This is a genomic window from Sphingomonas sp. Y38-1Y, from assembly GCF_032391395.1.
Classification (GTDB): Bacteria; Pseudomonadota; Alphaproteobacteria; order Sphingomonadales; family Sphingomonadaceae; genus Sphingomonas.
In genome coordinates this window covers 2,351,457-2,373,732 of record NZ_CP135916.1, presented here as the reverse complement: position 1 = coordinate 2,373,732, position 22,276 = coordinate 2,351,457, and the positions used below count along the sequence as shown (strand labels likewise).

The 22,276-nt window shown below is 69.2% G+C and carries 19 protein-coding genes; 9 read left to right on the top strand and 10 right to left on the bottom strand.

The genetic code is table 11. The annotated features are described in order from the left end of the window. Positions 1 to 100: 100 nt before the first annotated feature. From RS883_RS11325 to RS883_RS11285, 9 genes are all read right to left on the bottom strand, one after another. Positions 101 to 1,576: an NAD-dependent succinate-semialdehyde dehydrogenase gene (locus tag RS883_RS11325; RefSeq protein WP_315760304.1), complete on the bottom strand. Its 1,476-nt coding sequence runs from the start codon at positions 1,574 to 1,576 to the stop codon at positions 101 to 103. A 13-nt stretch (positions 1,577 to 1,589) separates the two neighbouring features. After that, positions 1,590 to 2,825: an iron-containing alcohol dehydrogenase gene (locus RS883_RS11320; protein ID WP_315760303.1), complete on the bottom strand. Its 1,236-nt coding sequence runs from the start codon at positions 2,823 to 2,825 to the stop codon at positions 1,590 to 1,592. Next, on the bottom strand, positions 2,822 to 3,211 hold the full coding sequence (locus tag RS883_RS11315; protein WP_315760302.1) for a c-type cytochrome: 390 nt from the start codon (positions 3,209 to 3,211) through the stop codon (positions 2,822 to 2,824). Before RS883_RS11315 ends, RS883_RS11320 begins: the two co-directional genes overlap by 4 nt. 15 nt (positions 3,212 to 3,226) lie before the next feature. Beyond that, on the bottom strand, positions 3,227 to 5,005 hold the full coding sequence (locus RS883_RS11310; RefSeq protein WP_315760301.1) for a GMC family oxidoreductase: 1,779 nt from the start codon (positions 5,003 to 5,005) through the stop codon (positions 3,227 to 3,229). Next, positions 5,005 to 5,802 (bottom strand): gluconate 2-dehydrogenase subunit 3 family protein, encoded by a 798-nt coding sequence (locus tag RS883_RS11305; RefSeq protein WP_315760299.1) that lies wholly within the window; start codon positions 5,800 to 5,802, stop codon positions 5,005 to 5,007. Before RS883_RS11305 ends, RS883_RS11310 begins: the two co-directional genes overlap by 1 nt. Beyond that, positions 5,799 to 7,109: an MFS transporter gene (locus tag RS883_RS11300; RefSeq protein ID WP_315760298.1), complete on the bottom strand. Its 1,311-nt coding sequence runs from the start codon at positions 7,107 to 7,109 to the stop codon at positions 5,799 to 5,801. The genes RS883_RS11305 and RS883_RS11300 overlap by 4 nt, the downstream gene beginning before the upstream one ends. After that, the gene (locus RS883_RS11295) at positions 7,106 to 8,467 is read right to left on the bottom strand and encodes an amidohydrolase family protein (RefSeq protein WP_315760297.1); all 1,362 of its coding nucleotides are present in this window, start codon (positions 8,465 to 8,467) and stop codon (positions 7,106 to 7,108) included. Before RS883_RS11295 ends, RS883_RS11300 begins: the two co-directional genes overlap by 4 nt. A 94-nt stretch (positions 8,468 to 8,561) precedes the next feature. Then, positions 8,562 to 9,308 carry a GntR family transcriptional regulator gene (locus tag RS883_RS11290; RefSeq protein WP_315760296.1) on the bottom strand — a complete coding sequence of 249 codons (747 nt, stop codon included), beginning with the start codon at positions 9,306 to 9,308 and terminating at the stop codon, positions 8,562 to 8,564. 72 nt (positions 9,309 to 9,380) lie between these two features. Continuing rightward, on the bottom strand, positions 9,381 to 10,049 hold the full coding sequence (locus tag RS883_RS11285) for an SAM-dependent methyltransferase (RefSeq protein ID WP_315760295.1): 669 nt from the start codon (positions 10,047 to 10,049) through the stop codon (positions 9,381 to 9,383). A gap of 278 nt (positions 10,050 to 10,327) precedes the next feature. Between RS883_RS11285 and katG the strand changes: the two genes are divergently transcribed. The 9 genes from katG (at position 10,328) to RS883_RS11240 (ending at position 20,644) form a co-directional block, all read left to right on the top strand. After that, the gene (gene katG, locus RS883_RS11280) at positions 10,328 to 12,565 is read left to right on the top strand and encodes a catalase/peroxidase HPI (protein WP_315760294.1); all 2,238 of its coding nucleotides are present in this window, start codon (positions 10,328 to 10,330) and stop codon (positions 12,563 to 12,565) included. 288 nt (positions 12,566 to 12,853) lie between these two features. Continuing rightward, a complete protein-coding gene (locus RS883_RS11275) occupies positions 12,854 to 13,729 on the top strand; it encodes a ferritin-like domain-containing protein (RefSeq protein ID WP_315760293.1) in 876 nt (291 codons plus the stop codon). Between the two features lie 11 nt (positions 13,730 to 13,740). Then, complete coding sequence (locus tag RS883_RS11270; protein WP_315760292.1) at positions 13,741 to 14,772, top strand: ferritin-like domain-containing protein; 1,032 nt, start codon at positions 13,741 to 13,743, stop codon at positions 14,770 to 14,772. Between the two features lie 69 nt (positions 14,773 to 14,841). After that, entirely contained in the window at positions 14,842 to 15,564 is a 723-nt protein-coding gene (locus RS883_RS11265) for an SAM-dependent methyltransferase (RefSeq protein WP_315760291.1), read from the top strand. 86 nt (positions 15,565 to 15,650) lie between these two features. Further along, complete coding sequence (locus tag RS883_RS11260; protein ID WP_315760290.1) at positions 15,651 to 16,598, top strand: hypothetical protein; 948 nt, start codon at positions 15,651 to 15,653, stop codon at positions 16,596 to 16,598. Then, positions 16,595 to 17,467 (top strand): ThiF family adenylyltransferase, encoded by an 873-nt coding sequence (locus RS883_RS11255; protein ID WP_315760289.1) that lies wholly within the window; start codon positions 16,595 to 16,597, stop codon positions 17,465 to 17,467. The genes RS883_RS11260 and RS883_RS11255 overlap by 4 nt, the downstream gene beginning before the upstream one ends. Further along, a complete protein-coding gene (locus RS883_RS11250) occupies positions 17,464 to 18,588 on the top strand; it encodes a hypothetical protein (protein WP_315760288.1) in 1,125 nt (374 codons plus the stop codon). Before RS883_RS11255 ends, RS883_RS11250 begins: the two co-directional genes overlap by 4 nt. Further along, positions 18,585 to 19,676, top strand: coding sequence for a GNAT family N-acetyltransferase (locus tag RS883_RS11245; RefSeq protein ID WP_315760287.1), 1,092 nt, complete (start codon positions 18,585 to 18,587; stop codon positions 19,674 to 19,676). The genes RS883_RS11250 and RS883_RS11245 overlap by 4 nt, the downstream gene beginning before the upstream one ends. Continuing rightward, positions 19,673 to 20,644, top strand: a complete 972-nt coding sequence (locus tag RS883_RS11240) for a hypothetical protein (RefSeq protein WP_315760286.1) — start codon at positions 19,673 to 19,675, stop codon at positions 20,642 to 20,644. The genes RS883_RS11245 and RS883_RS11240 overlap by 4 nt, the downstream gene beginning before the upstream one ends. Here the strand turns inward: RS883_RS11240 and RS883_RS11235 are convergent. After that, positions 20,641 to 22,272, bottom strand: coding sequence for a hypothetical protein (locus tag RS883_RS11235; protein WP_315760285.1), 1,632 nt, complete (start codon positions 22,270 to 22,272; stop codon positions 20,641 to 20,643). The two genes, RS883_RS11240 and RS883_RS11235, sit on opposite strands and share 4 nt — an antisense overlap. Positions 22,273 to 22,276: the final 4 nt, after the last annotated feature.

Below are 22,276 nucleotides of genomic sequence, written 5' to 3'. Positions count from 1 at the left end.
CTTGTTCCGGGGTCCACTTTACCACGTACTCAGCGGCCGCTTAGCTTGCAGCCCCGTGGGCCCCGGAACAAGTCCGGGGTGACGGGAAGGGGTTAAACGCTCACCAGCTCACCGCGATATACTTCGCCTCGCAATATTCGATCAGGCCGTGGTGCGAACCTTCGCGGCCGAGGCCGCTCTGCTTTACGCCGCCGAACGGCGCGGCCGCATCGGAGACGAGGCCGCGATTGACCGCGACCATGCCGCACTCGATCTTCTCGGCCATTTGGAGCGCGCGTTTGAGGTCGCCCGAATAGACGTACGCCGCCAGACCGTATTCGGTGGCGTTCGCGAGCGCGACCGCCTCTTCGGGCGTGTCGAACGGGATCACGGCGGCGACCGGTCCGAACACCTCGGTCGACAGGATCTCCGACCCCGGCTGGACATTGGCGATCACCGACGGCGGATAGAAATAGCCCGGCCGGTCGAGCGTCTGCCCGCCGAGCTTCACCTCCGCCCCGCGCCCGACCGCATCGGCGACCAGTCGCTCGATCTTGTCGATCGAGGCCTGGTTGATCATCGCGCCGCACTGCGTGCCGGCCTCGATCCCGTTGCCGACCGTCATCGCGCCCATCCGCTCGGAGAGCTTGGCGACAAAGGCGTCGTGGATGCCGCGCTGGACATAAAAGCGGTTGGCGGCGGTGCACGCCTCGCCGGCATTGCGCATCTTGGCGACCATCGCGCCTTCGATCGCTTCATCGAGATCGGCATCGTCGAGGACGAGGAACGGCGCATTGCCGCCAAGCTCCATCGACGAGCTGATGACCTGGTCCGCGGCTTCGCGCAGGAGGATGCGGCCGACCTCGGTCGAGCCGGTGAAGCTCAGCTTGCGCACGCGCGGGTCGTGGAGGATCGCGCTGCACACCGGGCCGGGTTCGCTGGTGTTGACGACGTTGACGACGCCCGCCGGCACGCCCGCACGGCGCATGATCTCTGCCACCGCGAGCGCGGTCAGCGGCGTTTCCTCGGCCGGCTTCAGGATGCAGGTGCACCCTGCCGCCAGCGCCGGCGCGATCTTGCGCGTCGCCATCGCCGCGGGGAAGTTCCACGGCGTGATGAGCAGCGCGATGCCGATCGGCTGGTACTGAACGAGGATGCGGTTGCCGCCCGACGGCGACACCGACAGCTCGCCATTGATGCGCACCGCTTCCTCGGCATACCAGCGGAAGAACTCGGCGGCATAGGCGACCTCGCCGCGGGCGTCGGTCAGCGCCTTGCCGTTCTCCAGCGAGATCAGGTGCGCCAGCCACTCCTGCTCGGCCATCATCGCGTGGAAGCAGGCGAGCAGGAAGTCGGCGCGCTTGCGCGGCGGCGTCGCGGCCCAGGCGGCGGCGGCGGCATCGGCGGCGTCGACCGCGGCGATGCCCTCTTCGACGCTCGCATCCGCGACAGAGGTCAGTACCGCACCCGACGAGGGATCGGCGATGTCGATGCGCTTGCCGCTGGCGGCGGGGACCCAGGCGTCACCGATGAGGTTGTCGGTGGGCACGGCGAACGGCCCCGGCTGTCCGGCCGGGGCGAAGGCGTTGGCGGTCATGTGTCTTTCCCGTTCAGATGGCGGCGAGCTGACGGCGTTCGCCGGCATAGGCCGCTTGCGTGATCGCGCGCATCGCATCCATGTCGAGCGGGCGCGGATTGTTCTTGATGAGGCGCTGTGCCGCCAGCGAATGCTCGGCGACATATTCCTGCTGTTCCGCGGCGAGGCCCAGGTCCGCGAGCGAGCGCGGGATGCCGATCTCCGCAAAGAGCGTCGACACCGCCTCGATGAACGCCTGCGACTTCGCCGCCTCGTCCTCGCCGTCCAGCCCGACGAGCGCCGCGAGCTCGGCATAGGCGGGCGCGGCGGCGGGGCGGTTGAACTGCATGACGAACGGCAAGAGCGCGGCGACGCCGACGCCGTGCGCGGTGTGGGTGAGGTTGCCGATCGGGTATTGCAGCGCATGCGCCGCCGCCGTCCCGGCCGTGCCGAACGCACAGCCTGCCATCAGCGAGGCGAGCATCACGCCCTCGCGCGCTTCCATGTCGCTGCCGTCCTTGACCGCGCGATCCAGGAACTTGAAGATGTTGGCGACCGCCAGGCGCGCGAACTGGTCGGAGATCGCGTTCTTGCCGATGAAGACATGCTCCTCGGTCAGCAGCGGATCGATCGGCCGCGCGGCATTCGAGAACGCCTCGACCGCGTGGGTCAGCGCGTCGGCGCCCGAGATCGCGGTCAGGAAGGGCGGGCAGGTGGCGGTGAGCTCGGGATCGCAGACCGCGACTTCCGGGATCAGATAGGGGCTGGCGATGCCGATCTTGGTGCCGCGCGCCTCGTCATGGACGACCGCGACGGGCGTCGCTTCGGAGCCGGTGCCGGCGGTGGTGGGCACGGCAATCAGCGGAATGACCGGGCCGGGCACGGCGAACTCGCCATAATAGTCGGCGACCTCGCCGCCATGCGTCAGCAGGACGGCCGCCACCTTGGCATGGTCGATCGCGCTGCCGCCGCCGATGCCGATGATGACGTTCGGCGCAAAGTCGCGCGCGGGCGCGACGCACGCGTCGATCGCCGAGACGGGCAGGTCGGGGATGACGCCCGCGAACACCTGAACCTCGACGCCGTTCGCATCCAGATCGGCGAGGATCGCGGCGAATTCGGGCTGCGCAGCCTGGCGCTCGTCGGTGACGACGAGGGCGCGGCGGCCAATCCGCGCACTGGCGGCACCGATCGCGGCACGCTGGCCACGGCCGAACAGGATCGCACGCGGCAGGCGTGCCGCGCCGAACAGAGGGGCTTGGAAGGTCACTTGCTGCCTGTGGTCTTGAGATAGGCGACGATGTTCGCCTGATCCTGGGGGTTGGAAACGGCGGGCGCCATCATCTTGGTGCCGGGAACGAGCTTGGACGGGCCGGCGATGAAGCGCGCGATCGTCGCCTCGTTCCACGTCAGTCCCGACTTCTGGAGCGCGGGCGAATAGCGGTAGCTGGGCAGGCTCGCCGCCTTGCGACCGACGACGCCGGCCAGGCTGGGGCCGACGCCGTTCTTGTTCGGCACGACCGCATGGCACGCGGCGCAGCGGGCGAAGGCGACCTTGCCCTTGGCGGCGTCACCGGGGGGCGGGCCGGCGGGCAGCGCGACCGCCGCGGCGCCGGCGCCGAGCAGGGCGAACCCGATGATGGCATTGCGAAGCATCGACGTCTCCATGGGTCAGACGAGGCGCCCGGGGCGCTTCAGATATTTCTCGCGGATCGCATCGGCCGCCCAGAAGGCGAGCGCGCCGACCGGCCCGGTGGGGTTGCGCGCGGCGTTCTGTGGCAGCGCGCTGGCGCCGAGCACGAACACGTTGGGCACGTCCCACGACTGCATGTACTTGTTGACCGCGCTGGTCCGCGGATCGTCGCCGAACACGGCGCCGCCGGTATTGTGCGAGGTCTGGTACGGAACCGAGTTGAACCGCCGCCCCGCCATCGCGCGGCCAGGCGTCGCGGTCGCGGGCGCCTTGCCGCTGATCTCGCCGGCGATCCGCTGGCAATGCGCGAACGTCGCCGCCATCACCTTCTGCTCGTTCGACTGCCAGTCGAAGGTCAGGCGAAGCAGCGGGCGGCCCCAATGGTCGCGATAGGTGGGGTCGAGGTCCATGTAGTTCTGGCGATACGACATCACCGCGCCCTGGAAGCCGACGCTCATGGTGTGCTGATATGCCTCGACCATCCCCTTCTTCCATCCGGCGCCCCAGCGCGGCGAGCCGGGGGTGGTGGGGCGATAGGTGAGGGGATCGCCGCTGTTCTGGCCTGCGCTGATCCCGGCGCCGCCGATGTACCCGGCTTTGGCGAAATCGAAATTGTTCGAGGCGAAATCGTCGATCCACATGCCGAGCGCGCCGGCGCCCATGAACGGGTTCATGAAGACGTCGCGCGGCACCTCGACCCGGGCGCCGCCCAGGCTCTGATAGGCATAGTTGCGACCGACCACGCCCTCGCCCGTCTGCGGGTCATAGGGCTTGCCGATGCCGGAATGCAGCATAAGCTGGACGTTGCCCATGACGAAGGCGCTGACGATGACGAGGTCGGCGGGCTGCTCGAACTCGCGCCCGCGCGCGTCGGCATAGGTGACGCCGGTCGCCTTCTTGCCCGTCGAGTCCAGGTTGACCTTGAGCACCATGGCATTGGTGCGAAGCTCGAACCCGGTATTGGCGCGCGCGAGCGGGATCATCGTGAAGTGCGGGCTCGCCTTGGCGTTCGCCTCGCAGCCGTAGTTGGTGCAGTGGCCGCAATAGTGGCACGCCCCCAGCGCGACGCCGTCCGGATTGACATAGTCGGTCGAGCAGTTCGAGGCGGGGATCGGGAAGGGGTGGTAACCCAGCTTCTTCGTCGCCCCCTCGAACATGGTCATGCTCTGCGTCGGGGTCATCGGCGGCAGCGGGAACTCGTTCTGACGCCGCGCCTCGAACGGGTTGCCACCCGCCTGGATCTTGCCGCGCAGGTTGCCCGCCTTGCCCGAAACGCCGCAGACCTTTTCGAACCGATCGTAATAGGGTTCGATGTCCTTGTAGCTGATCGGCCAATCCTGGATCGTCATGTCCTCGGGGATCAGCGACCGGCCATATTTCTCGACCGTGCCGGAGAGCATGCGATGCTCCCACTCGCCCCAGCGCCAGGTGAGGCCCGACCAGTGCGCACCCGATCCGCCCACGCCCGATCCCGGGATGAAGAAGCCGTACTGGCGCATCGGCAGCGCGGTCTGACCGCGGTCGTTGCGGAAGGTGATCGTCTCCTTCGACAGATCCTGCGCCAGGTCCAGGCGGCGCGAATATTTCAGCGCGTCGTGCGACTGCGGCGCGATGAAGTCCGGGTTGGTGTCCTGGAACTTGCCACGCTCGAGCATCAGGATCTTGAGGCCCGTCGACGCCAGTTCCTTGGCGACGATGCCGCCGGTCCAGCCGGAGCCGACGATCACCACGTCGACGGGGGGAAGCTTGGTGGGCATCAGCTGAGGTCCAGGATCGACTGGGGGTCATCGACGCGGAAGGGCTTGCCGCGCCATTCGGCGATCTTGTCGGCGAACATCTCACCGACGCCGGGATAGCCCAGCATCGTCCACGACGCCTTGCCGCGATTGCCGCCATGCAGCGGGTCAGCGAAGAAACCGTCGGTGGTGAGCTGGTAGAGCATGTTGAAGAACAAGGGCGTCGGCACCGCGTCCAGCGTGATCTTGTTCGCCTCCAGCGCGGTGACGATCTCGACGCGCTGTGCGTCGGTCACGGTGTCGAAGCTGTTGTCGGCATAGGTCTTGCGCGCCCAGGCGTTGAGGTCGGCGATGCCGAGCCGCACCATGTCCGCGGGCGCGAGCGACATCTGGTACCCCTGCTCGGGCGTTCCCTCCTGAAAGGGGCCTTGCAGGTACATGTTCCGGCCCTGACCCCAGGCGGAATAGAGCTGGCGGTCGACGAAGGTCGCGACGCCCAGCTCGCTGCCCTTGGGGCTGTACTCGTCGGCGGGGATGATCGTGTCGACGAACGCCTCGACGAAGGCGGCTTCCTCCGCATCCAGGAAGATGTAGCCAAGCCGCGGCGCGTCGCCCGCCGACTGAGCGGGCTTGGCGGCGTGTGCGGCCATGTCGTGGCCGCTGGGCGGCGCCGGCGGGGCGGGGACGGGCGCGGCGCCCGGCTGCGGGATCGGATCGGTCTGCTGCGCGGCGAGCGGCATCGCCGCTGCGCCCATGCCGAGCCCGGCGAACTTCAGGATGGTGCGCCGGTCGGCGCGGGTCTTGTCGTCGTCGCTCACGCGCGAGCCTCCTCGACATAAAGCGGGCGCGACGCGTCGATGCGCAGGAACAGCACCGCCGCGATCACGCAGAGCACCGCCAGCACCGCAAAGGCGGAGAACCAGCCGCTCGCCGCGACGATATAGCCCGTCACCGCCGCGGCGATCGCCGCGCCGATATTGCCCAGCGTGTTCATCACCGCCGACACCGATCCGGCATATTCGCCGCCGATGTCGAGCGTCACGGCCCAGCTGACCCCGACGGTCAGCTCCAGCCCGAACAGCGCCACGCAGAAGAAGATAATGCTGGCGATATGTCCCTCGGCCGCGGCCGCGAGCGGGATCATCGCCGCCGCGATCAGGAACCCGACGATCGCCACCACCCGGCGGCCCATGCGAAGGCCGGCGCCGCGCTTGACCAGCAGATCGCTGAACCAGCCGCCCGCCAGGTCGCCGACCACGCCCGCCATCAGCGGCATGCTGGCCATCAGGCCCATGACGGCGATGTCGAACCCGCGCGCGTCGTGGAGGTACTTCGGAAACCAGGTCAGGAAGATGTTGATGCAATAGGCGTAGCAAAAATACATCGCCGACAGCGTCCACAGCTGCGGCCGCGCGAGCAGCTTCTTCCACGGGACGCTGACGCGCGCCTTGCCCTTGCCCAGCGCACCCTCGATCAGCTCGAGCTCGGCGGCGTTCACCGACTTATGATCGCGCGGGGTGTCGCGATAGTACCAGAACCAAAGCGCCGCCCAGCCGAGGCCGACGAGCGCGAACAACAAGAACGGCATCCGCCAGCCGAAGCCGACGATCAGCAGCGCGACGAACGCCGGCGTAACCGCACCGCCCAGCCGCGCGCCGGCATGGGTCACGCCCTGCGCCCAGCCGCGCTCGGCGGGCAGCATCCAGCGCGACAGGCTGCGCGTGGCGATGGGGAAGGCGCCCGCCTCACCCATGCCGAACAGGAAGCGCGAGACCATCATCGACCCCGCCGACCAGGTGGTGGCGGTGATCGCGGTGAAGGCCGACCACCAGACGACCACGCCCGACAGTGCGCGTCGCGGCCCGAACCGGTCGCCAAGCCAGCCCCCCGGGATCTGGAACAGCGCATAGGAGATCTGGAACGACGCGAAGATCCAGCCCAGCGTCTGGTTCGAGAAGCCGAACTCCTTCTGAATCGACGGCGCCGCGGTCGAGATGACGACGCGGTCCATATAGGTGATGAGATAGGCGAGCACCGTCAGCCACAGGACGACGTGGCGCGCGCGCGTCGGCCGCGCGCCCGCCGTTGCCGGCGCCGCCTCTGGGGCAAGCGCGTGATCGGTCATCGCGTCGCGGGTCCGCAGGCGTTGGCGGCCTGACCGGTGCACGTCTCCCAGATCGTCGGCTGCTTGCGCCCGGCGACGTAGACCGCGCGAATGCTGCGCGTGTTGCGGATGTCGGCGGTCGGATCGCGGTCGAGGACGAGGAGGTCGCCCCATTTGCCGCGCTCGACGGTGCCGATGTCGCGCGCGTTCAGGAACCTGGCGTTGGTGCCGGTCGCCGCAGTCAGCGCCTGGAGGGGGGTCACGCCCGCCTTGACCATCAGCTCCAGCTCCCAATGCGCGAAATAGCCCGGGAAGCGTGCGGTCGGCCCGCTATCGGTGCCCATGCCATAGGGAATGCCGGCCTTCGCCATCGTGCCGAAGTTCTGGAGTGCGAGGTCGAGGACCTGCGGGTATTTGCCGAAGTGCGGGCCGTTCGACAGGCGCGCCTGCCGCTCCGGGCTTTTCAGCGCGGCGATCGTCGTGGGGGCGACCCCGCGCACGAAGAAGGGATCGTCGACGAAGGGCAGAAGCTTGTAGGTGAAAGACGCCTCACGGCTGAGCGTCGAGGCGATCTGCCACGTCTGCCTGGCCTTCATGTCGGCGATCAGCTTGGCGTCGATGGGCTTGTCGCGCACCTGATGCATGAAGCCGTCGACGCCTTGCGAGACGAGGCCGGCGCCGTTCTCCAGATAGAAGATGTGGCCGACCGCCTTCTTGTTGAGCGCGTGCGCGGTGTCGATCGCGGCCTTGCTGATCGAATAGGGCATCCGCTCGGCCACGTCGCCGAACTCGTCGTCCATCCACAATTTGACGAAGTCATCGCCCTTGGCGACCTCGCGCCGGACCATCGCCACCGTCTCGGCCGGGGTCGAGACCTGCTGGTCGAGGCCGGGGACGCCGCCATAGCTGCCCTTGTAGACGACGCCGCGACCCGCGGTGAACGCGCGCGCGCCGTCGATGCGGCCAATGCGGCGCTGGTCGGCGATGATCGTGTGGATCTCGTCGCCATCGGTGCCGAGCGTGTAGACCGAAGTCACGCCGTAGGCGGCGTAGAGCTTAAGCTGCTCCTCGACATTGGCGCGATCGTAATATTTGGGGAAGCTCTGGTCGATGCCGTCGACCAGGCCGAGGTGGACGTGGCTGTCGATGATGCCGGGCATCAGGAACTTGCCGCGCAGATTCTCGCGCGTGGCGCCGCGCGGCGCCTTGATGCGGGCGGCGGGGCCGACCTGGGTCACGCGGCCGTCGACCATGACGAGCGACTGGTTACGCTGCGGCGCACGGCCGGTGCCGTCGATCAGCGTGAAATTTTCGAGCACCACCGTTTCAGCGCTTGCAATGCCTGCACCCGCGATCAGCGCCGCGCTGGTTGCCAGCATATTCAGGCTATGGCGCAAACTCCGCCGCATCCCGCCTCTCCATTTCGTATCATATACGATTTGGGTACGGTGCGGGGTCTAGGCTGTCAAGCGCTCAATTGGCGTTCGCCGCACCGGCGGCGAGCACACGATCCATCCGCTGCTGCGAGCGCTCTAGGTGGGTGCGCACCGCCTTTTCGGCCGCCGCAGGATCGCGCGCGACGAGCGCGTCGATGATCTTGCGATGCTCGGCCGCCGCCTCGGTCGGGGCATTGGTGCTGTAGAGCGCGCGGAAGATGTGGAGGTGCGAATGCAGCCGCTCGACCGTGTCGGCGATCAGGCGATTGCCGCTCATCCCGGCGATCAGGCGGTGGAGGCGATCGTCCGCCTCCGCAAAGCGCGAATAGTCGCCCGCTTCGCTGACCGCCGACATCGCCGCGTCAATCGCCTCCAGTTCCTCGACCGCGGCGTCGGTCACCGCCTCGGCCGCGCGGGCGGCGGCATAAGGTTCGATGAGCTGGCGAAGGGTGTACAGGTCGCGAACCTCGTCGCGCGTCATCTGTGCGCTGGCGCGATAGCCGACGTTCGGCATCTTGTGGACGAGCTTCTCGGCCTCGAGCTGGCTCAGCGCCTCGCGGATCGGGGTCTGGGAAATGTTCAGCCGGCGCGCGACCTGGTCGATCGCAATGCGCTCGCCCGGTGCAATCTGGAGCGTCATCAATGCGGTGAGCAGATGGTCGTACGCCTGCTGCACCATCGTCGGGCCGGCGGCGGGGCGGGCGCCGCGCGGGCGGGGCGCGACGCCGTCGTTCAGCATCGTCGCTTCTTCGTGAGTGTGCCGCATCGTCAAGTCGCCCGCCATGTTGGACCTGATCCTATAGGACTTGGTCTATGAGCGATAGGCTTGTTGATCGGCCGGTGCGGGACACTCGGCTCAGCCGGTGCGCGTGACGCGCCAGACCGATGCGGGCGGCAGGTTGCGATAGGCGATGCCGACGCGATGCGCGTGGAGGCCCAGCCGCGCGAGCACCGCCGGCGAGACCGAGCAGCGCCGGCCATAGGTGAAGAGGTAGAGCGCCGCATCCGGCTGCATCCGCGCGAACGCGGCGTTGAGGATCGCCTCGGTCGTCGCGGCGGGCATGCTGCGGAAGCCGAGCCCGCAAACGGCGGCGCCGAACGCCGGCGCATCGGGCTCCAGCACGTGGTCGAGCGTCGCGGCATCGATCGTCAGAATCGTTGCGCCGGGATGCCGCGCCTTGAGCAGCGCGGCGAAGGTGGGGTTCTGTTCGACCAGCGTCAGCTCGCGCTCGTTGACGCCGCGGCCGACGAGCGCGCGGGTGAACACGCCGGTGCCGGGACCGAGTTCGAGCACCGGGCCGCTGTCGACGCCGATCTCTCGCGTGATGAGCGCGACCAACGCCTCGCCCGACGGGGCGACCGAAGCGGTGCCGACCGGATCGCGCAGCCATTCGCGAAAGAAGCGCGCCTGGTCCGCCGACCGGTTGCGTGGGCCGCGTGGGGCGCGCAGGCGACTGCGCCGCTCGACACCCATGCACAACCGCTTCCAGCGCGACAGGGTAAGACCGGTTTCCACGTCGTTCATCGTCGCTCCGAAGCTTTCCCGCACGCCGGCGTGCCGGGTGCGTCGCGCTGCCATAGCCGCACTCGGGGGCCCGCGTCACCGGGTCCCGCCACCATTTGGCGCATCGGCCGCCTGGAACACCCGCACCCGCCACCGGTCGCCGTTCCATTCCACCGCTTCATCGAACCCGCGGAGCGCTTGATCGGATCGGCCGGTTTCTGTGAACGAAACATCCGCCTACCCTGGCGCCGACCGCGCGCCTAGAACATCAATCAATCGCGACCACAGGAGAGACGAGCATGGACGCAAAGACCGGTGAGATGAGCGGCTGCCCGATCGAAAAGCCGACGACCGTGCGTGGGCTGCTGGGCCGCACCAACAAGGATTGGTGGCCCGATTCGCTGCCGCTGGAGGTCCTCAACCAGGGCGGCACCTCGCCCGACCCGATGGGTCACGAGTTCGACTATGCCGAGGCGTTCAAGCAGCTCGACTATGACGCGCTAAAGGCGGACCTGAAGGCGCTGATGACCGACAGCCAGCCCTGGTGGCCGGCAGATTACGGCAATTACGGCGGCCTGTTCATCCGCATGGCGTGGCACGCGGCCGGCACCTATCGCACCGCGGACGGCCGCGGCGGCGCCAACAGCGGGCAGCAGCGGTTCGCGCCGCTCAACAGCTGGCCGGACAACGGCAACCTCGACAAGGCGCGGCGCCTGCTGTGGCCGATCAAGCAAAAATACGGCAAGCACATCAGCTGGGCCGACCTGTTCATCCTGACCGGCAATGTCGCGATCGAGAATATGGGCGGGCCGGTGTTCGGCTTCGGCGGCGGTCGCCGCGACGTGTTCGAGCCCGAAAAGGACATCTACTGGGGTTCGGAAGAGCAGTTCGTCGGCCATCCCGACAACAAGACGCGCATCCTGCCCGAAGAGGAGCTCGAGCTGGAGCAGCCGCTGGCGGCGATCCAGATGGGCCTCATCTATGTGAACCCGGAAGGGCCGGGCGGTGTGCCCGACGCGCTCCAGTCGGCGCGCGACATCAAGGAAACCTTCGCCCGCATGGCGATGAACCATGAGGAGACCGTGGCGCTGACCGCGGGTGGGCACACCTTTGGCAAGGCGCATGGTGCCGGCGACCCGACGCTCGTCGACGAAGCGCCGGAGGGCGCGGACCTCGCGCTCCAGGGTCTCGGCTGGGCGAGCGCGTATGAGAGCGGCATCGGCGAGCACACGATCACCAGCGGGATCGAGGGCGCGTGGGTGAACACCCCAACCGAATGGTCGGAGAATTATTTCCGCCTGCTGCTCGACTATGACTACGAGCTCGTCCGCAGCCCGGCGGGCGCCAAGCAGTGGCAGCCGATCAACCAGAAGGAAGAGGACATGGCGCCGGCGGCACATGATCCGAACAAGCGCGTGCCGACGATGATGACGACGGCGGACATGGCGCTGAAGGTCGATCCCGAGTTCCGCGTGATCTCCGAGAAGTTCCGCCGCGACCATGAGGCGTTCAAGGACGCGTTCGCGCGCGCCTGGTTCAAGCTGACCCACCGCGACATGGGCCCCAAGGTCCGGTACCTCGGGCCGGAAGTCCCCGCCGAGGACCTGATCTGGCAGGATCCGGTGCCCGCCGGCACCACGCCGTCGGATGCCGACGTTGCGGCGTTCAAATCGGCGATCCTGGATGCCGGCTTCTCGGTCGGTCAGCTGGTTAAGGTCGCCTGGGCCTCGGCCTCGACCTATCGCCGGTCGGATCATCGCGGCGGCGCCAACGGTGCGCGCATCCGCCTGGAGCCGCAGCGCGGCTGGGCGGTGAACGAGCCTGAGGAGCTCGCGCAGGTACTCGCCAAGATCGAGGAACTGCGTGGGTCTCTGTCGGTCGCCGATGCGATCGTCCTCGCGGGCACAGCGGCGGTCGAGAAGGCGGCGAAGGATGCCGGCTTCGACGTCGAGGTGCCCTTCACCGGCGGTCGCGGCGATGCTGAGCAGGACTGGACCGATGCCGACAGCTTTGCGGTGATGGAGCCGGTTGCGGACGGGTTCCGCAACTATCTCAAGACCAAGCACACCGTGAAGACCGAGGAACTGCTACTCGACCGGGCGTCGCTGCTCGGCCTGTCGGTGCCCGAGATGACGGTGCTGGTCGGCGGCCTACGCGTGCTGGGCGCCAACCACAAGGACGCGCCGGAAGGCGTGTTCACCGACCGCAAGGGCCAGCTGACCAACGACTTCTTCGTCAACCTGCTGGGTAACGACACCTTCTGGAAGGTGGTCGACACCAGCGCCGATGAGGAGTTCATCGGCTATGACCGCGCCGGCAAGCACGAGCGCTGGAAGGCGACGCGCACCGACCTGATCTTCGGGTCGAACAGCCAGCTGCGTGCGGTGGCGGAGGTCTATGCCGAGACCGGCAACGAGGAGAAGTTCGTCCGCGACTTCGTGGCCGCCTGGACCAAGGTGATGAACGCCGACCGCTTCGACGTCGTCCAGAAGCCGGACAGCGTCCAGCCGGTGGGGGTCGCCGAACCGGCCGAGTAAGCCGTTTTAGAAATCCTCACAGTAGATCAGCGCCGTCGTGCTCCCCGCACGGCGGCGCTTTTCCTTGAAGTAACGTGGATCAGGATGGACGCGGTTCGAACGCGCAATCGTCCGACAAGTCCATCACATGGATCATGTAAGTAAAAAACATAAGGAGGAACAAAGGCTTACACGGCCTGTTCTCGCCTCGCCCGGTATGGGCCAGGGAGACCGTCAATGCACATGGAAGAGGGTGTGGTCGACGCGCATGGGCGCCGTCGAAACGACCGACGTGACTTTTTTCGCAGCATGGGCGTGGCTGCCGGCGCGGTCGGCGCCGTGGCGCTTGCGACCCGCGCGCCTCAGTTGCGCGCCCAGGCGGCCCCCACCGATGCCGACGTGTTCAACTTCGCGCTCAACCTCGAATATTTGGAAGCGACCTTCTACAGCCGCGCGGTGTTCGGCACCGACCTCGATGCCGCGCAGGTTGGTGGCACGGGCACGGCCGGGACGGTCAACCTGACGGGTGCGCGCCAGGTCAATTTCCGCGATCCCTTCGTCGCGCAGTTCGCGCGCGAGATCGCGACCAACGAACGGCTGCACGTCGCCTTCGTCCGCTCGCTCCTGACCACGAACGCGATCGCGCGGCCTGCGCTCGACCTCAGCGTCTCGCCGACCTCCGCCTTTTCGCTGGCGGCGCGCTCGGCCGGGCTGATCGGTGCCGGCGAGTCCTTTGATCCCTATGCCAGCGACGAGAACTTCCTGCTCGCGACCTTCCTGTTCGAGGATGTCGGCGTCACCGCCTACAAGGGTTCGTCGACGCTGATCTCGAACCCCGTGTTCCTCGAGGCGGCCGCGGGCATCCTTGCGGTCGAGGGCTATCACGCTAGCATCGCGCGGACGACGCTTTATCAGAAGGGCATCGCCGAACCCTCGATCATCGCCGCGACCGAGGCGATCTCGAACGCGCGCGACGCGCTCGACGGACCGGACGATCTCGACCAGGGCGTCGCCCCGCGCGAGGATGCGAGCAACGTCGTGCCGGCAGACGCCAACGGCATCGCGTTCAGCCGGACGTCGGGGCAAGTGCTCAACATCGCCTACCTCAACCGCCTTGCCGTCTCTGCCGGCGGGTTCTTCCCGAACGGCGTCAACGGCACCATCCGCACCAGCGCGGCCAATTGAGGAGCTCTGCGATGAACCATGATGACAGCATGATCGCCAACGTCCTGCGCGCCTGCGACGAGCGGCGCGATGCGCGCCGCGCCTTTCTCCGCACCGCCGGCCAGGCCTCGTTCGTCGCGGCGGGCGCCGCGGTGCTCGCCGCCTGCGACGACAGCAACGACGACATCGTCGTCCGGCCCACCCCGACGCCAAGCCCCACGCCGACCCCTACGCCCAGCCCGACGACGCCCGCGCCCTCGGTCCAGGACGTGCTCAATTTCGCGCTCAACCTTGAGTATCTCGAGGCGCAGTTCTATTCGTTCGCGGCGTTCGGGACCGGGCTGGCCGACAACCTGCTCAGCGGCACGGGGACGCAGGGTGCGGTGCGCGGCGGCCGGCGCGTGGCGTTCAGCGACCCCGCCATCGCCCGCTTCGCGCGAGAGATCGCGCAGGACGAGGTCGCGCACGTCGCGTTCCTTCGCCAGGCGCTCGGTACCTCGGCGATCGCGCAGCCGCAGATCAACCTGGGCACCGGGAGCGGCGACGCATTTTCCGCCGCGGCGCGGGCAGCGGGGCTGATCGGCGAGAGCGAGTCCTTCGATCCCTTCTCCAGCGACGAGAACTTCCTTCTCGGCGCCTTCCTGTTCGAGGATGTCGGGGTCACGGCGTACAAGGGATCGTCGCCGCTGCTCATCTCGAACAAGCCGTTCCTGGAGGCGGCGGCGGGCATCCTTGCGGTCGAGGCGTATCATGCCGCGATGATCCGCACGACGCTCTACCGCAAGGGCGTGGAGACGCCGACGCTGATCGACAAGACCGAGGCGATCTCGAACGCGCGCGACGCGCTCGACGGAACGAGCGACATCGACCAGGGCATCCGCTCGCAGGGTTCGGGCGCCGATCAGGCCGCCAACATCGTCCCCACCGACGGCAACGCGGTCGCGTTCAGCCGCACGCCGGGACAGGTGCTCAACATCGTCTATCTCAACAAGGCTGCGGTGGAGCAGGGCGGGTTCTTCCCCGCCGGCGTCAACGGCGCGGTTCGGCTGAGCCAGGCGAACTGAACCGAGCAGCCCCGGTCGGTGATCCGGCCGGGGCTTGCCCACGGCGCTCGACCGGCTACGACCGCGGCAATGCTCTGGCTTTTGCCCATCGCTGTCGTCGCCGCGCCCGATCAGGCGCGCGACGCGCCCTATGTGCCGAGCCCCGACGAGATCGTCGCGGCGATGCTCGACCTTGCAGACGTGAAGCCCGGCGAGCGCGTCCTAGACCTGGGATCGGGCGATGGCCGCATCCCGATCGCCGCGGGCAGGCGCGGGGCCACGGCGATCGGCGTCGACATCGACACCCGCCTCGTCGCCCGCGCCAATTTCCGCGCGCGGGAGGCGGAGGTGGCGCAGCGCGTCCGCTTTCGCCGCGAGAATTTGTTCGAGACGCGGCTGCGCGATGCCGACGTGCTGACGCTCTACCTGATGCCCGAGGTCAACCTGCGGCTGCGCCCGCGCATCCTTAACGAGATGCAGCCGGGCGCGCGCGTCGTTTCCCACGCCTTCGACATGGGCGACTGGACGCATGACTTCTTCGTCAATCTCGATGCGCGCCGCGTGTATCTGTGGATCGTCCCGGCGGTGGTCGGCGGCCGCTGGACGCTCATGCGGGCCGACGGAACCCGCGCCCCGCTCGACCTCGACCAGCGGTACCAGAAGGTCGCCGGCACGCTGGGCGGCGGGTTGCTGAATGAGGTCGTGCTGCGCGGCGATCGCCTGCGCTTCGTTCATGCCGGGCGCACCTATGAAGGCCGCGTCGGCGACACGAGCATCGATGGCGAGGGCTGGCGCGCCGTCCGCGCGCCCTGAGCGACCAGCGATCCCATGATGCCGCAAACCCCTTGCGGATTGCGGCCAATTCGTTCTGTCTGTCCAACGAAGCTAAGGGAGGCGCGGTGCGGTCGATTGCCATCTTCGCGGCGTTCACGGGACGGTATCTCCAGCTCGGCTTCCGGTCGGGGCGCGATCACCGCGTCGAGATCGTCGAGCGGCCCGCGCTGGCGCTGTCGCCGGCTGCGTTGGCTGAGCTGACTGCCGCCTGCCGAGCGGTCGTCGCCGCGTGCCTGGATGGGCGGCAGCTCGACTACGGCCTGTTCGCGCCGGATGGCGCCGCCTGGGAGCGGAGCGTCGTCACCTTGGTGCGGCGCGCGAGCGACGGCCGGCCGGTCGCGTTCAACGCGATGCCGCTGCTCCGGGTGGAGCGGGGCGGCGTGCCCCATGAGGTGCTGCACCTCGGCCTGGTCATGGTCGATCCGGCCGAGCGCAGCGGCGGGCTGTCGTGGATCCTCTATGGCCTCACCTGTTTCGCGCTGTTCGTCCGGCGGGGGCTCCGCCCGCTCTGGATCAGCAGCGTGACGCAGGTGCCCGCGGTCGTCGGCATGGTCGCCGAGACGTTCGACGACGTCTTCCCGGCGCAGGCAGGCACGCAGGCGAGCTTCGCGCACCGCCACCTGGCGCACCAGATCATGCGGGGGGAGCGGGGGGCGTTTGGGGTGGGCGAGGATGCCGGTTTCGATGCCGATCGTCAGGTTATCACCGACGCCTATACCGGCGGCTCGGACAATCTGAAGAAGCGGTTCGACGTCGCCGCCAAGCACCGCGACGATCGCTACAACCGCTTCTGCGCCGAGGCGCTCGACTATGACCGCGGCGACGACGTGCTGCAGATCGGGCGCATCGACCTGTCCACCGCGCGGCGCTTCATGGCGAAGAGCGTGCCGCGCAGCGCGATCCCGCAACTGGCGGTGCAGGGCCTCGTCCTCGGCATCCAGGCGGTGGTCGCGCCGATGGTCCAGTGGCTCGCCGCCGACAAACCCCTTGATCGATTGAGGCCCGCGCGATGACCGAGTTCCGCTATGACGAGATGACGACGCGCAACCGCGGCTTCGTGACCGAGGCGGAGCAGGCGCGGCTGCGCGCGGCGCGTGTGCTGATCCCCGGCGTCGGCGGGATGGGGGGTGCAGCGTTCATGGCGCTGGTGCGCGCGGGTGTCGGCCGCTTCGCCATCGCCGATATCGACACGTTCGAGGTGTCGAACCTCAACCGCCAGCTGTTCGCGACGCTGGACACGGTTGGACAGGACAAGGCGGCGGCTGCGCGGGCGGGGGCGCTGCGCATCAATCCGGAGGCGGAGATCGAACTGCTCGGCGCCGAGTGGACGGACGCGCTGGAGCGGCTGGTCCCCGCGAGCGACGTCATCGTCAACGGCATGGACGACGCGGCGGCGGGCGTGCACCTCTATCGCCGCGCGGCGGCGCATGGGCGAACGGTGATCGATGCGTACGCCTCGCCGCTCCCCTCGGTGACGGTAGTCCGGCCCGAGGCGCCGCGACCGGAAGCGCGGCTTGGCTATCCGACCGTCGGCGTCGACTGGACGGCGGTGACGCCCGAGATGCGCACCGAATGCCTCCAGCGCGAGATCGAATATGTGCTGACGCACAGCAGCAGCCACGCGCATGTCGACCTCGACATCGCCGCGGAGGTCGCGGCGGGCAAGCGATCGCGCTTCTCCTTTGCGACAATGGTGACGATGGCAGGGACGATGATGGCGGAGGAGGCGATCCGCGTCATCCTCGGGCGCTCAGGCGGTACCGACCATCGCGGCTATTTCTTCAACCCGCACAGGATGCGCGTCGAGGGGCCGAAGCCGACGCCAATCGCCGCGATGCGCGGCTTTGCGGTACGGCGGTTCATGCAGAAGATGATGGCGTGATCGCTTCGGTCGAGACGCTCGTCACACTGCTCGCGCTCGCCGCGCTGCTCGTGGCGCGGACGAGCGTCGCGCGGGCGGGATCGGCGGTCGGCGCTCGCCTGCGCGCGCTCTACACCTTGACCGCCTGGTTGCTGGCGTTCCGGCTGCTCGCCGCGTTAAGCCCGAGCGCGCCGGTGATCGCCGCGTTGATGGTGGTCGCGGCCTGGCTGCCGCTGGCCGCCGTGCGGCTGGTCGAGGAGCTTTGCCGCCGCCATGCGCCGCGAAGCGTCAAGCTGTTGGCGCTGGGAGGGGCGCTAGTGTTCAGCGGGGTCGCGGTGACGCTGGGGCTGGTCTGGAGCGACGGCGCGGTGCTGGCGCTCGCGGGGTACCAGTCGGTGATGCTCGCGGCGATGATCGCGCTTTTGGTACGTGAGCGGGGCGGGCTGGGGCCGGCCGAGCGGCGGACCGCGGACACGTTCCTGCTCGCGCTGGTGCTCACCATTCCGTTGGCGCTGACCGATTTCGTCGCCTTGTTCCCCGCGCTGCCCGTGCGCGGCGGGGTCGTCGCGATACTGCTGCTGGTGCTGGCCGCGTCGCGGCTGACGATCGATCGGGGCACGCCCGCGGGGCTGCTGGCCGACATCGCTGTCGCATCGGGGGCGAGCGGCGTGCTGGTGCTCGCGGCGCTGCTGATGCTGCCGGCACTGCCCGACGAGACGGTGGCCAGGCTGGCCGTCGCCGGCTGGGCGGTCGCCGCGCTGCTGTTGCTGATCGAGCGGGCGGCGGGGCGGCGGACGCGCGCGTCGGGACTGGTCGCGGCGCTCGCGCGGGTCGAGAGTGACGAGCCCGCCGCGATCCTGTCGGCGCATCCGCTGCTCGCGGGCGGGCGCGTGATCGAGGGACAGGCGCTTGCCGCCTATCCCGAAGCGAGCCTTGCCGAACTGCTTCGCCGCCGCGTGATCGCCGGCGAGCGGGCGGGCGACGCCGCGCGCGACCTGCTCCAGGCGGCGCAGGCGACGCATCTGTTGCGGCTGTCGCGGGTGCCGCCACGGCTGCTCGCGATCAACGCGGGCGGGCTTGCGGGGGCGGCGCTCGATGCCGAGATCGAGCTGGCTGCGCGACTGGTGGAGCGACCCGCATGACGATCGAGCTTCGGACAGGCGACGTCGATGCCTTTTTCGAGGCGCCGTTCAACGCCTATGCGCCCGAGGACGGCTATGTCTCGCCGCTCCGGAGCGACATGCGGCGGATGCTCGATCCCACGGCCAACCCGCTCTGGACCGCCGGCAACCCTTACGCCTTCTGGACCGCGCATCGCGGCGGCCGGCCGATCGGCCGGATCATCGCGCATGTCCACCGACAGTCGAACGTCGTCCACGGCACGCGGCGCGCGCAGTTCGGCTTCTTCGATTGCGCCGACGATGCCGAGGCGGGCGCGGCACTGCTCGGTGCGGCGGAGCGGTTCGCGCGCGAGCAGGGAGAGGCCGAGCTGGTCGGCAACTTCAACCTGACCGCGATGCAGCAATGCGGCGTGATGACCGGTGGCTTCGGTCGCCCGGCCTATACCGACATGGTGGTCAATCCGCCGCATGTTCCGCGCATGCTGGAGGCAAACGGGTTCGAGCGCTTCTTCCCGATGCGGACGTTCGAGCTCGACCTCGCCGACGCGCGGATCGATGGCCTGCGTCCGATCGGGGGCGACTTCGCCTTCGCGCCCATCGTCAAGGCGAGCTTTGCCGAGCGGATGGAGGAGGCGCGGGCGGTGCTGAACGACGGGTTCGCCGACAATCCGATGTTCGTGCCGCTGACTGCCGAGGAGTTCCGCTTTCAGGCGGGCGAGATGATGTCGATCCTCGACCCGCGGCTGTCGTCGGTGCTGCTGCATCAGGGGCGGCCGGTCGGGACGATCATCTGCATCCCCGATCTCAACGGCCTGCTCGCCGCCACCCGATCCCGCATCGGGCTGACGACCCCATTCCACTATCTACGCTATCGGCTGAGGCGTCGGCGCGCGGTCATCATCTTCTATTCGGTGGCACAGGCGATGCACGGGCAGGGGCTGATGGGCGGCATGCTCGCGCGGACGGTGACGGCCCTGCGCGAGGCGGGCTATCGGCAGCTCGGCATCACCTGGATCGCCGACGTCAATGCGGCGAGCCTGCGCCAGATGGAGAAGCTCGGCGCGCGGCCGCTCCACCACCTTCATCTGTTTCGCAAGGGTCTCGCATGATCGATCGCCGCGCGCTGGTGGCGGAGGCGGCGCTGGCGCCGAGCGTCCACAACGTCCAGCCCGCGCGCTGGCGGCTGGTGGACGATGACGGGCTCGCGCTGTTCGAGGATGTGCGCTGCCGGCTGACGGTCGGCGATCCGCGCGGCAATGATGCGGGGATCAGCCTGGGCGCGGCAGCGGAGGGGATGCGGATCGCCGCCGGGCGGCATGGGCTGGCGTTGGTGCCCGTCGGGGTGCCGGGCGACGAAGCGATGTTGCGCGGGGTTGCCGGGTGGCGGCTGGTGGCGGGCGGTGAGGGCGATCCGCTGGCGGCAGCGGTCGAGGCGCGGCGATCCTGGCGCGGCAAGTTCGCGGCGCCGTCGCCGGAGGATCGCCGTGCTGCGGCGGCACTGGCGGCCGACGATGCGGCGGTGCTCACCGATCCGGCGACGCTGAAGCGGCTCGCAAAGCGTTACGATGCGGCGAGCTATGGCTTCATGCGCGAGCGTGGTTTTCGCGGCGAACTCCTGTCGTGGATGCGGCTCGACCGGGGGCATCCACGCTGGGCGACCGACGGGCTCAATGCCGAGGCGATGGCGATGGGATCGATCGAGGCGCGGGGGGCGGCGCTGGTGCTCGGCCCGGGTTTTCGGCTGCTCGATCGCATCGGGTTGGCGCGGCCGCTGCTCGCCGAGGGGGCGAAGATCGCGGGCGCGGCGGGGCTGGTCGTGTTTCATCGACCCGCGGACGAAGCGCCGTTCGATAGCGGCGCCGCTTTCTACCGCCTGTGGCTGCGGATCGAGGCGGCGGGGTTCGGCGCCGCGGTGCTCGCCGCGCTGGCGGACGATCAAGAGGCGGCGGCAGCGGTGGTGCGAGCGGCGGGGCTGGGCGAGGACCGGCGGATCGTCAGCGCGTTCCGCATTGGGCGGCGGCCTATCGGGGAGCAACCCGCACGGGCGCGCCGTCCGATCGACGAACTGCTCGTCTAGAGAAGCTTGAGGAAGGCGATCAGCGCCTGCTTGTCGCCGTCGGGCAGCTCGGCACCGAACGTATGGCCGCTATTGCCGCGGCCGGGCCGGCGGGCGTCGAGCCACACCGGCCGCGAAAAGGGCCGGTAGCCCGCCGGATAGCGCCCGTCCGGCGTGAGGCGCAGGCCGACGCGATCGAAGTCGAGCGCGTGGCCGCCGACCTGGAAGCGCAGCGGCCGCCGTTCGGGCGAAAGCAGCGCGTCGAGCGTCGGGACGGACCCGTTATGGAGGTACGGTGCCGACGCCCAGAGCCCCGTCAGCGGCGGCGCGGCATAGCCCTTGCCGACCGAGACGCTGATCCGCCTGGCATAGGCGCTGCGCCCCACCGCATCGACGAGCGCGCGGTCGAACGCGGTTGCGCGCAGCGGATCGGTGCCGACCTCGCCGATCCAGTTGGGGAAGCGCGCCAGTCGTGCGCGGCGCCCCACGATGCGATAATCGCCATGACAGGCGGCGCAATTCCGCGCGTAGATCGTGGCGCCGGTTCGGGCACGTGCGGAGTCGACCACGCCGGGGAAGGGGGCGGGACGATAGGCCTTGAGGAAGCCGATCACCGCATCGGCATCGCCCAGCGCGTCGATCGCGGCGTCGGGATGCACGCCCATGCTCGGCACGGTGAAGAAGGTCGTGATCGCGCCGAGCGCATCGAGGTGGGCCGGGGTGAGGTCCGCCTCGGTTGTCGGCCGCGCCGCCTCGCCCGGAACGCCGTAGGCGCCGTCGGCGAGCAGGCGGGTCCGCCACACGCGGTCGCCGAGTTCGGGAATCGACACCGTGCCGACATCGGCCATCCCGCCGCCCAGCAGCGGGAGGCCCAGCGCCGATTTGAGCGCGGCGACGCCGTTGGTGCTTCCCGGCGTGCCATTGGGGAAGGGCAGCGGACGGTCGCGACCGTCGAGCTCGCCCAGCCGTTGACGGACGAGCGGCAGGATGAGGAAGCGCAGGCTCGTCCGCTCGCGCCAGCCCATTTCGGGGAACAGCGCGGCGGCGGTGGGCAGCAGGCGGTCGTCGCCGGTATGGCGACGCAAGGCCACGAACACCGCCATCGTGTAGGCTTCGAGGTCGAGCGAGCTGTTGGGCATGCCGAGCACCGCGCGGCCGGGATCGGGGCTGCCGTCGGCGCGATAGGCGACGCCGGCATGGCATGCCGCGCAGCCGAGATTGGCGACGCGGACGACGCTGCCGCCCACCGGCGCGACGTCGCCCGCGGTGAGGCCGAGCGGCATGCCGCCGGGTCGCTCGCCGACGCCGGCGGGGCGGTTCGCGACCTTGGCCTCTGTCAGGAAGCCGAAGCGCGCCAGGATGCGGGACAGCGTGGCGGGTTCGACCAGGGCGCCGGGGTCGCGCGCCTGTTCGTCGAGGACGAGTGCCGCGGCGACGAGGCGCCAGGGGAGGGCGTTGCGGTCGAGTGCATCCATGCTGATGCCGCCGAACGCCGCGCCCTCGAATGCCGCCGCGCCCCTCGCCGCGATGCCGGCATCGGCGGCGACTGGCGAGCGCGTCGCGGCTTCGCCCACCGGCCGCGATCCGGCCCAGAGCAGCGCCGCGGCGATCGCGACGGCGCCGATCGGCAGGAGAAGCCGCTTGCGCATCGGC

What these genes read in the sequence shown, in the direction of transcription:
- RS883_RS11300 (WP_315760298.1), bottom strand. Translation starts at nt 7,109, where the DNA reads ATGACCGATCACGCGCTTGCCCCAGAGGCGGCGCCGGCAACGGCGGGC.
- RS883_RS11270 (WP_315760292.1), top strand. Translation starts at nt 13,741, where the DNA reads ATGAACCATGATGACAGCATGATCGCCAACGTCCTGCGCGCCTGCGAC.
- RS883_RS11325 (WP_315760304.1), bottom strand. Translation starts at nt 1,576, where the DNA reads ATGACCGCCAACGCCTTCGCCCCGGCCGGACAGCCGGGGCCGTTCGCC.
- RS883_RS11265 (WP_315760291.1), top strand. Translation starts at nt 14,842, where the DNA reads ATGCTCTGGCTTTTGCCCATCGCTGTCGTCGCCGCGCCCGATCAGGCG.
- RS883_RS11285 (WP_315760295.1), bottom strand. Translation starts at nt 10,049, where the DNA reads ATGAACGACGTGGAAACCGGTCTTACCCTGTCGCGCTGGAAGCGGTTG.
- RS883_RS11315 (WP_315760302.1), bottom strand. Translation starts at nt 3,211, where the DNA reads ATGCTTCGCAATGCCATCATCGGGTTCGCCCTGCTCGGCGCCGGCGCC.
- RS883_RS11295 (WP_315760297.1), bottom strand. Translation starts at nt 8,467, where the DNA reads ATGCTGGCAACCAGCGCGGCGCTGATCGCGGGTGCAGGCATTGCAAGC.
- RS883_RS11275 (WP_315760293.1), top strand. Translation starts at nt 12,854, where the DNA reads ATGGGCGTGGCTGCCGGCGCGGTCGGCGCCGTGGCGCTTGCGACCCGC.
- RS883_RS11245 (WP_315760287.1), top strand. Translation starts at nt 18,585, where the DNA reads ATGACGATCGAGCTTCGGACAGGCGACGTCGATGCCTTTTTCGAGGCG.
- RS883_RS11310 (WP_315760301.1), bottom strand. Translation starts at nt 5,005, where the DNA reads ATGCCCACCAAGCTTCCCCCCGTCGACGTGGTGATCGTCGGCTCCGGC.
- RS883_RS11290 (WP_315760296.1), bottom strand. Translation starts at nt 9,308, where the DNA reads ATGGCGGGCGACTTGACGATGCGGCACACTCACGAAGAAGCGACGATG.
- RS883_RS11235 (WP_315760285.1), bottom strand. Translation starts at nt 22,272, where the DNA reads ATGCGCAAGCGGCTTCTCCTGCCGATCGGCGCCGTCGCGATCGCCGCG.
- RS883_RS11240 (WP_315760286.1), top strand. Translation starts at nt 19,673, where the DNA reads ATGATCGATCGCCGCGCGCTGGTGGCGGAGGCGGCGCTGGCGCCGAGC.
- katG (WP_315760294.1), top strand. Translation starts at nt 10,328, where the DNA reads ATGGACGCAAAGACCGGTGAGATGAGCGGCTGCCCGATCGAAAAGCCG.
- RS883_RS11255 (WP_315760289.1), top strand. Translation starts at nt 16,595, where the DNA reads ATGACCGAGTTCCGCTATGACGAGATGACGACGCGCAACCGCGGCTTC.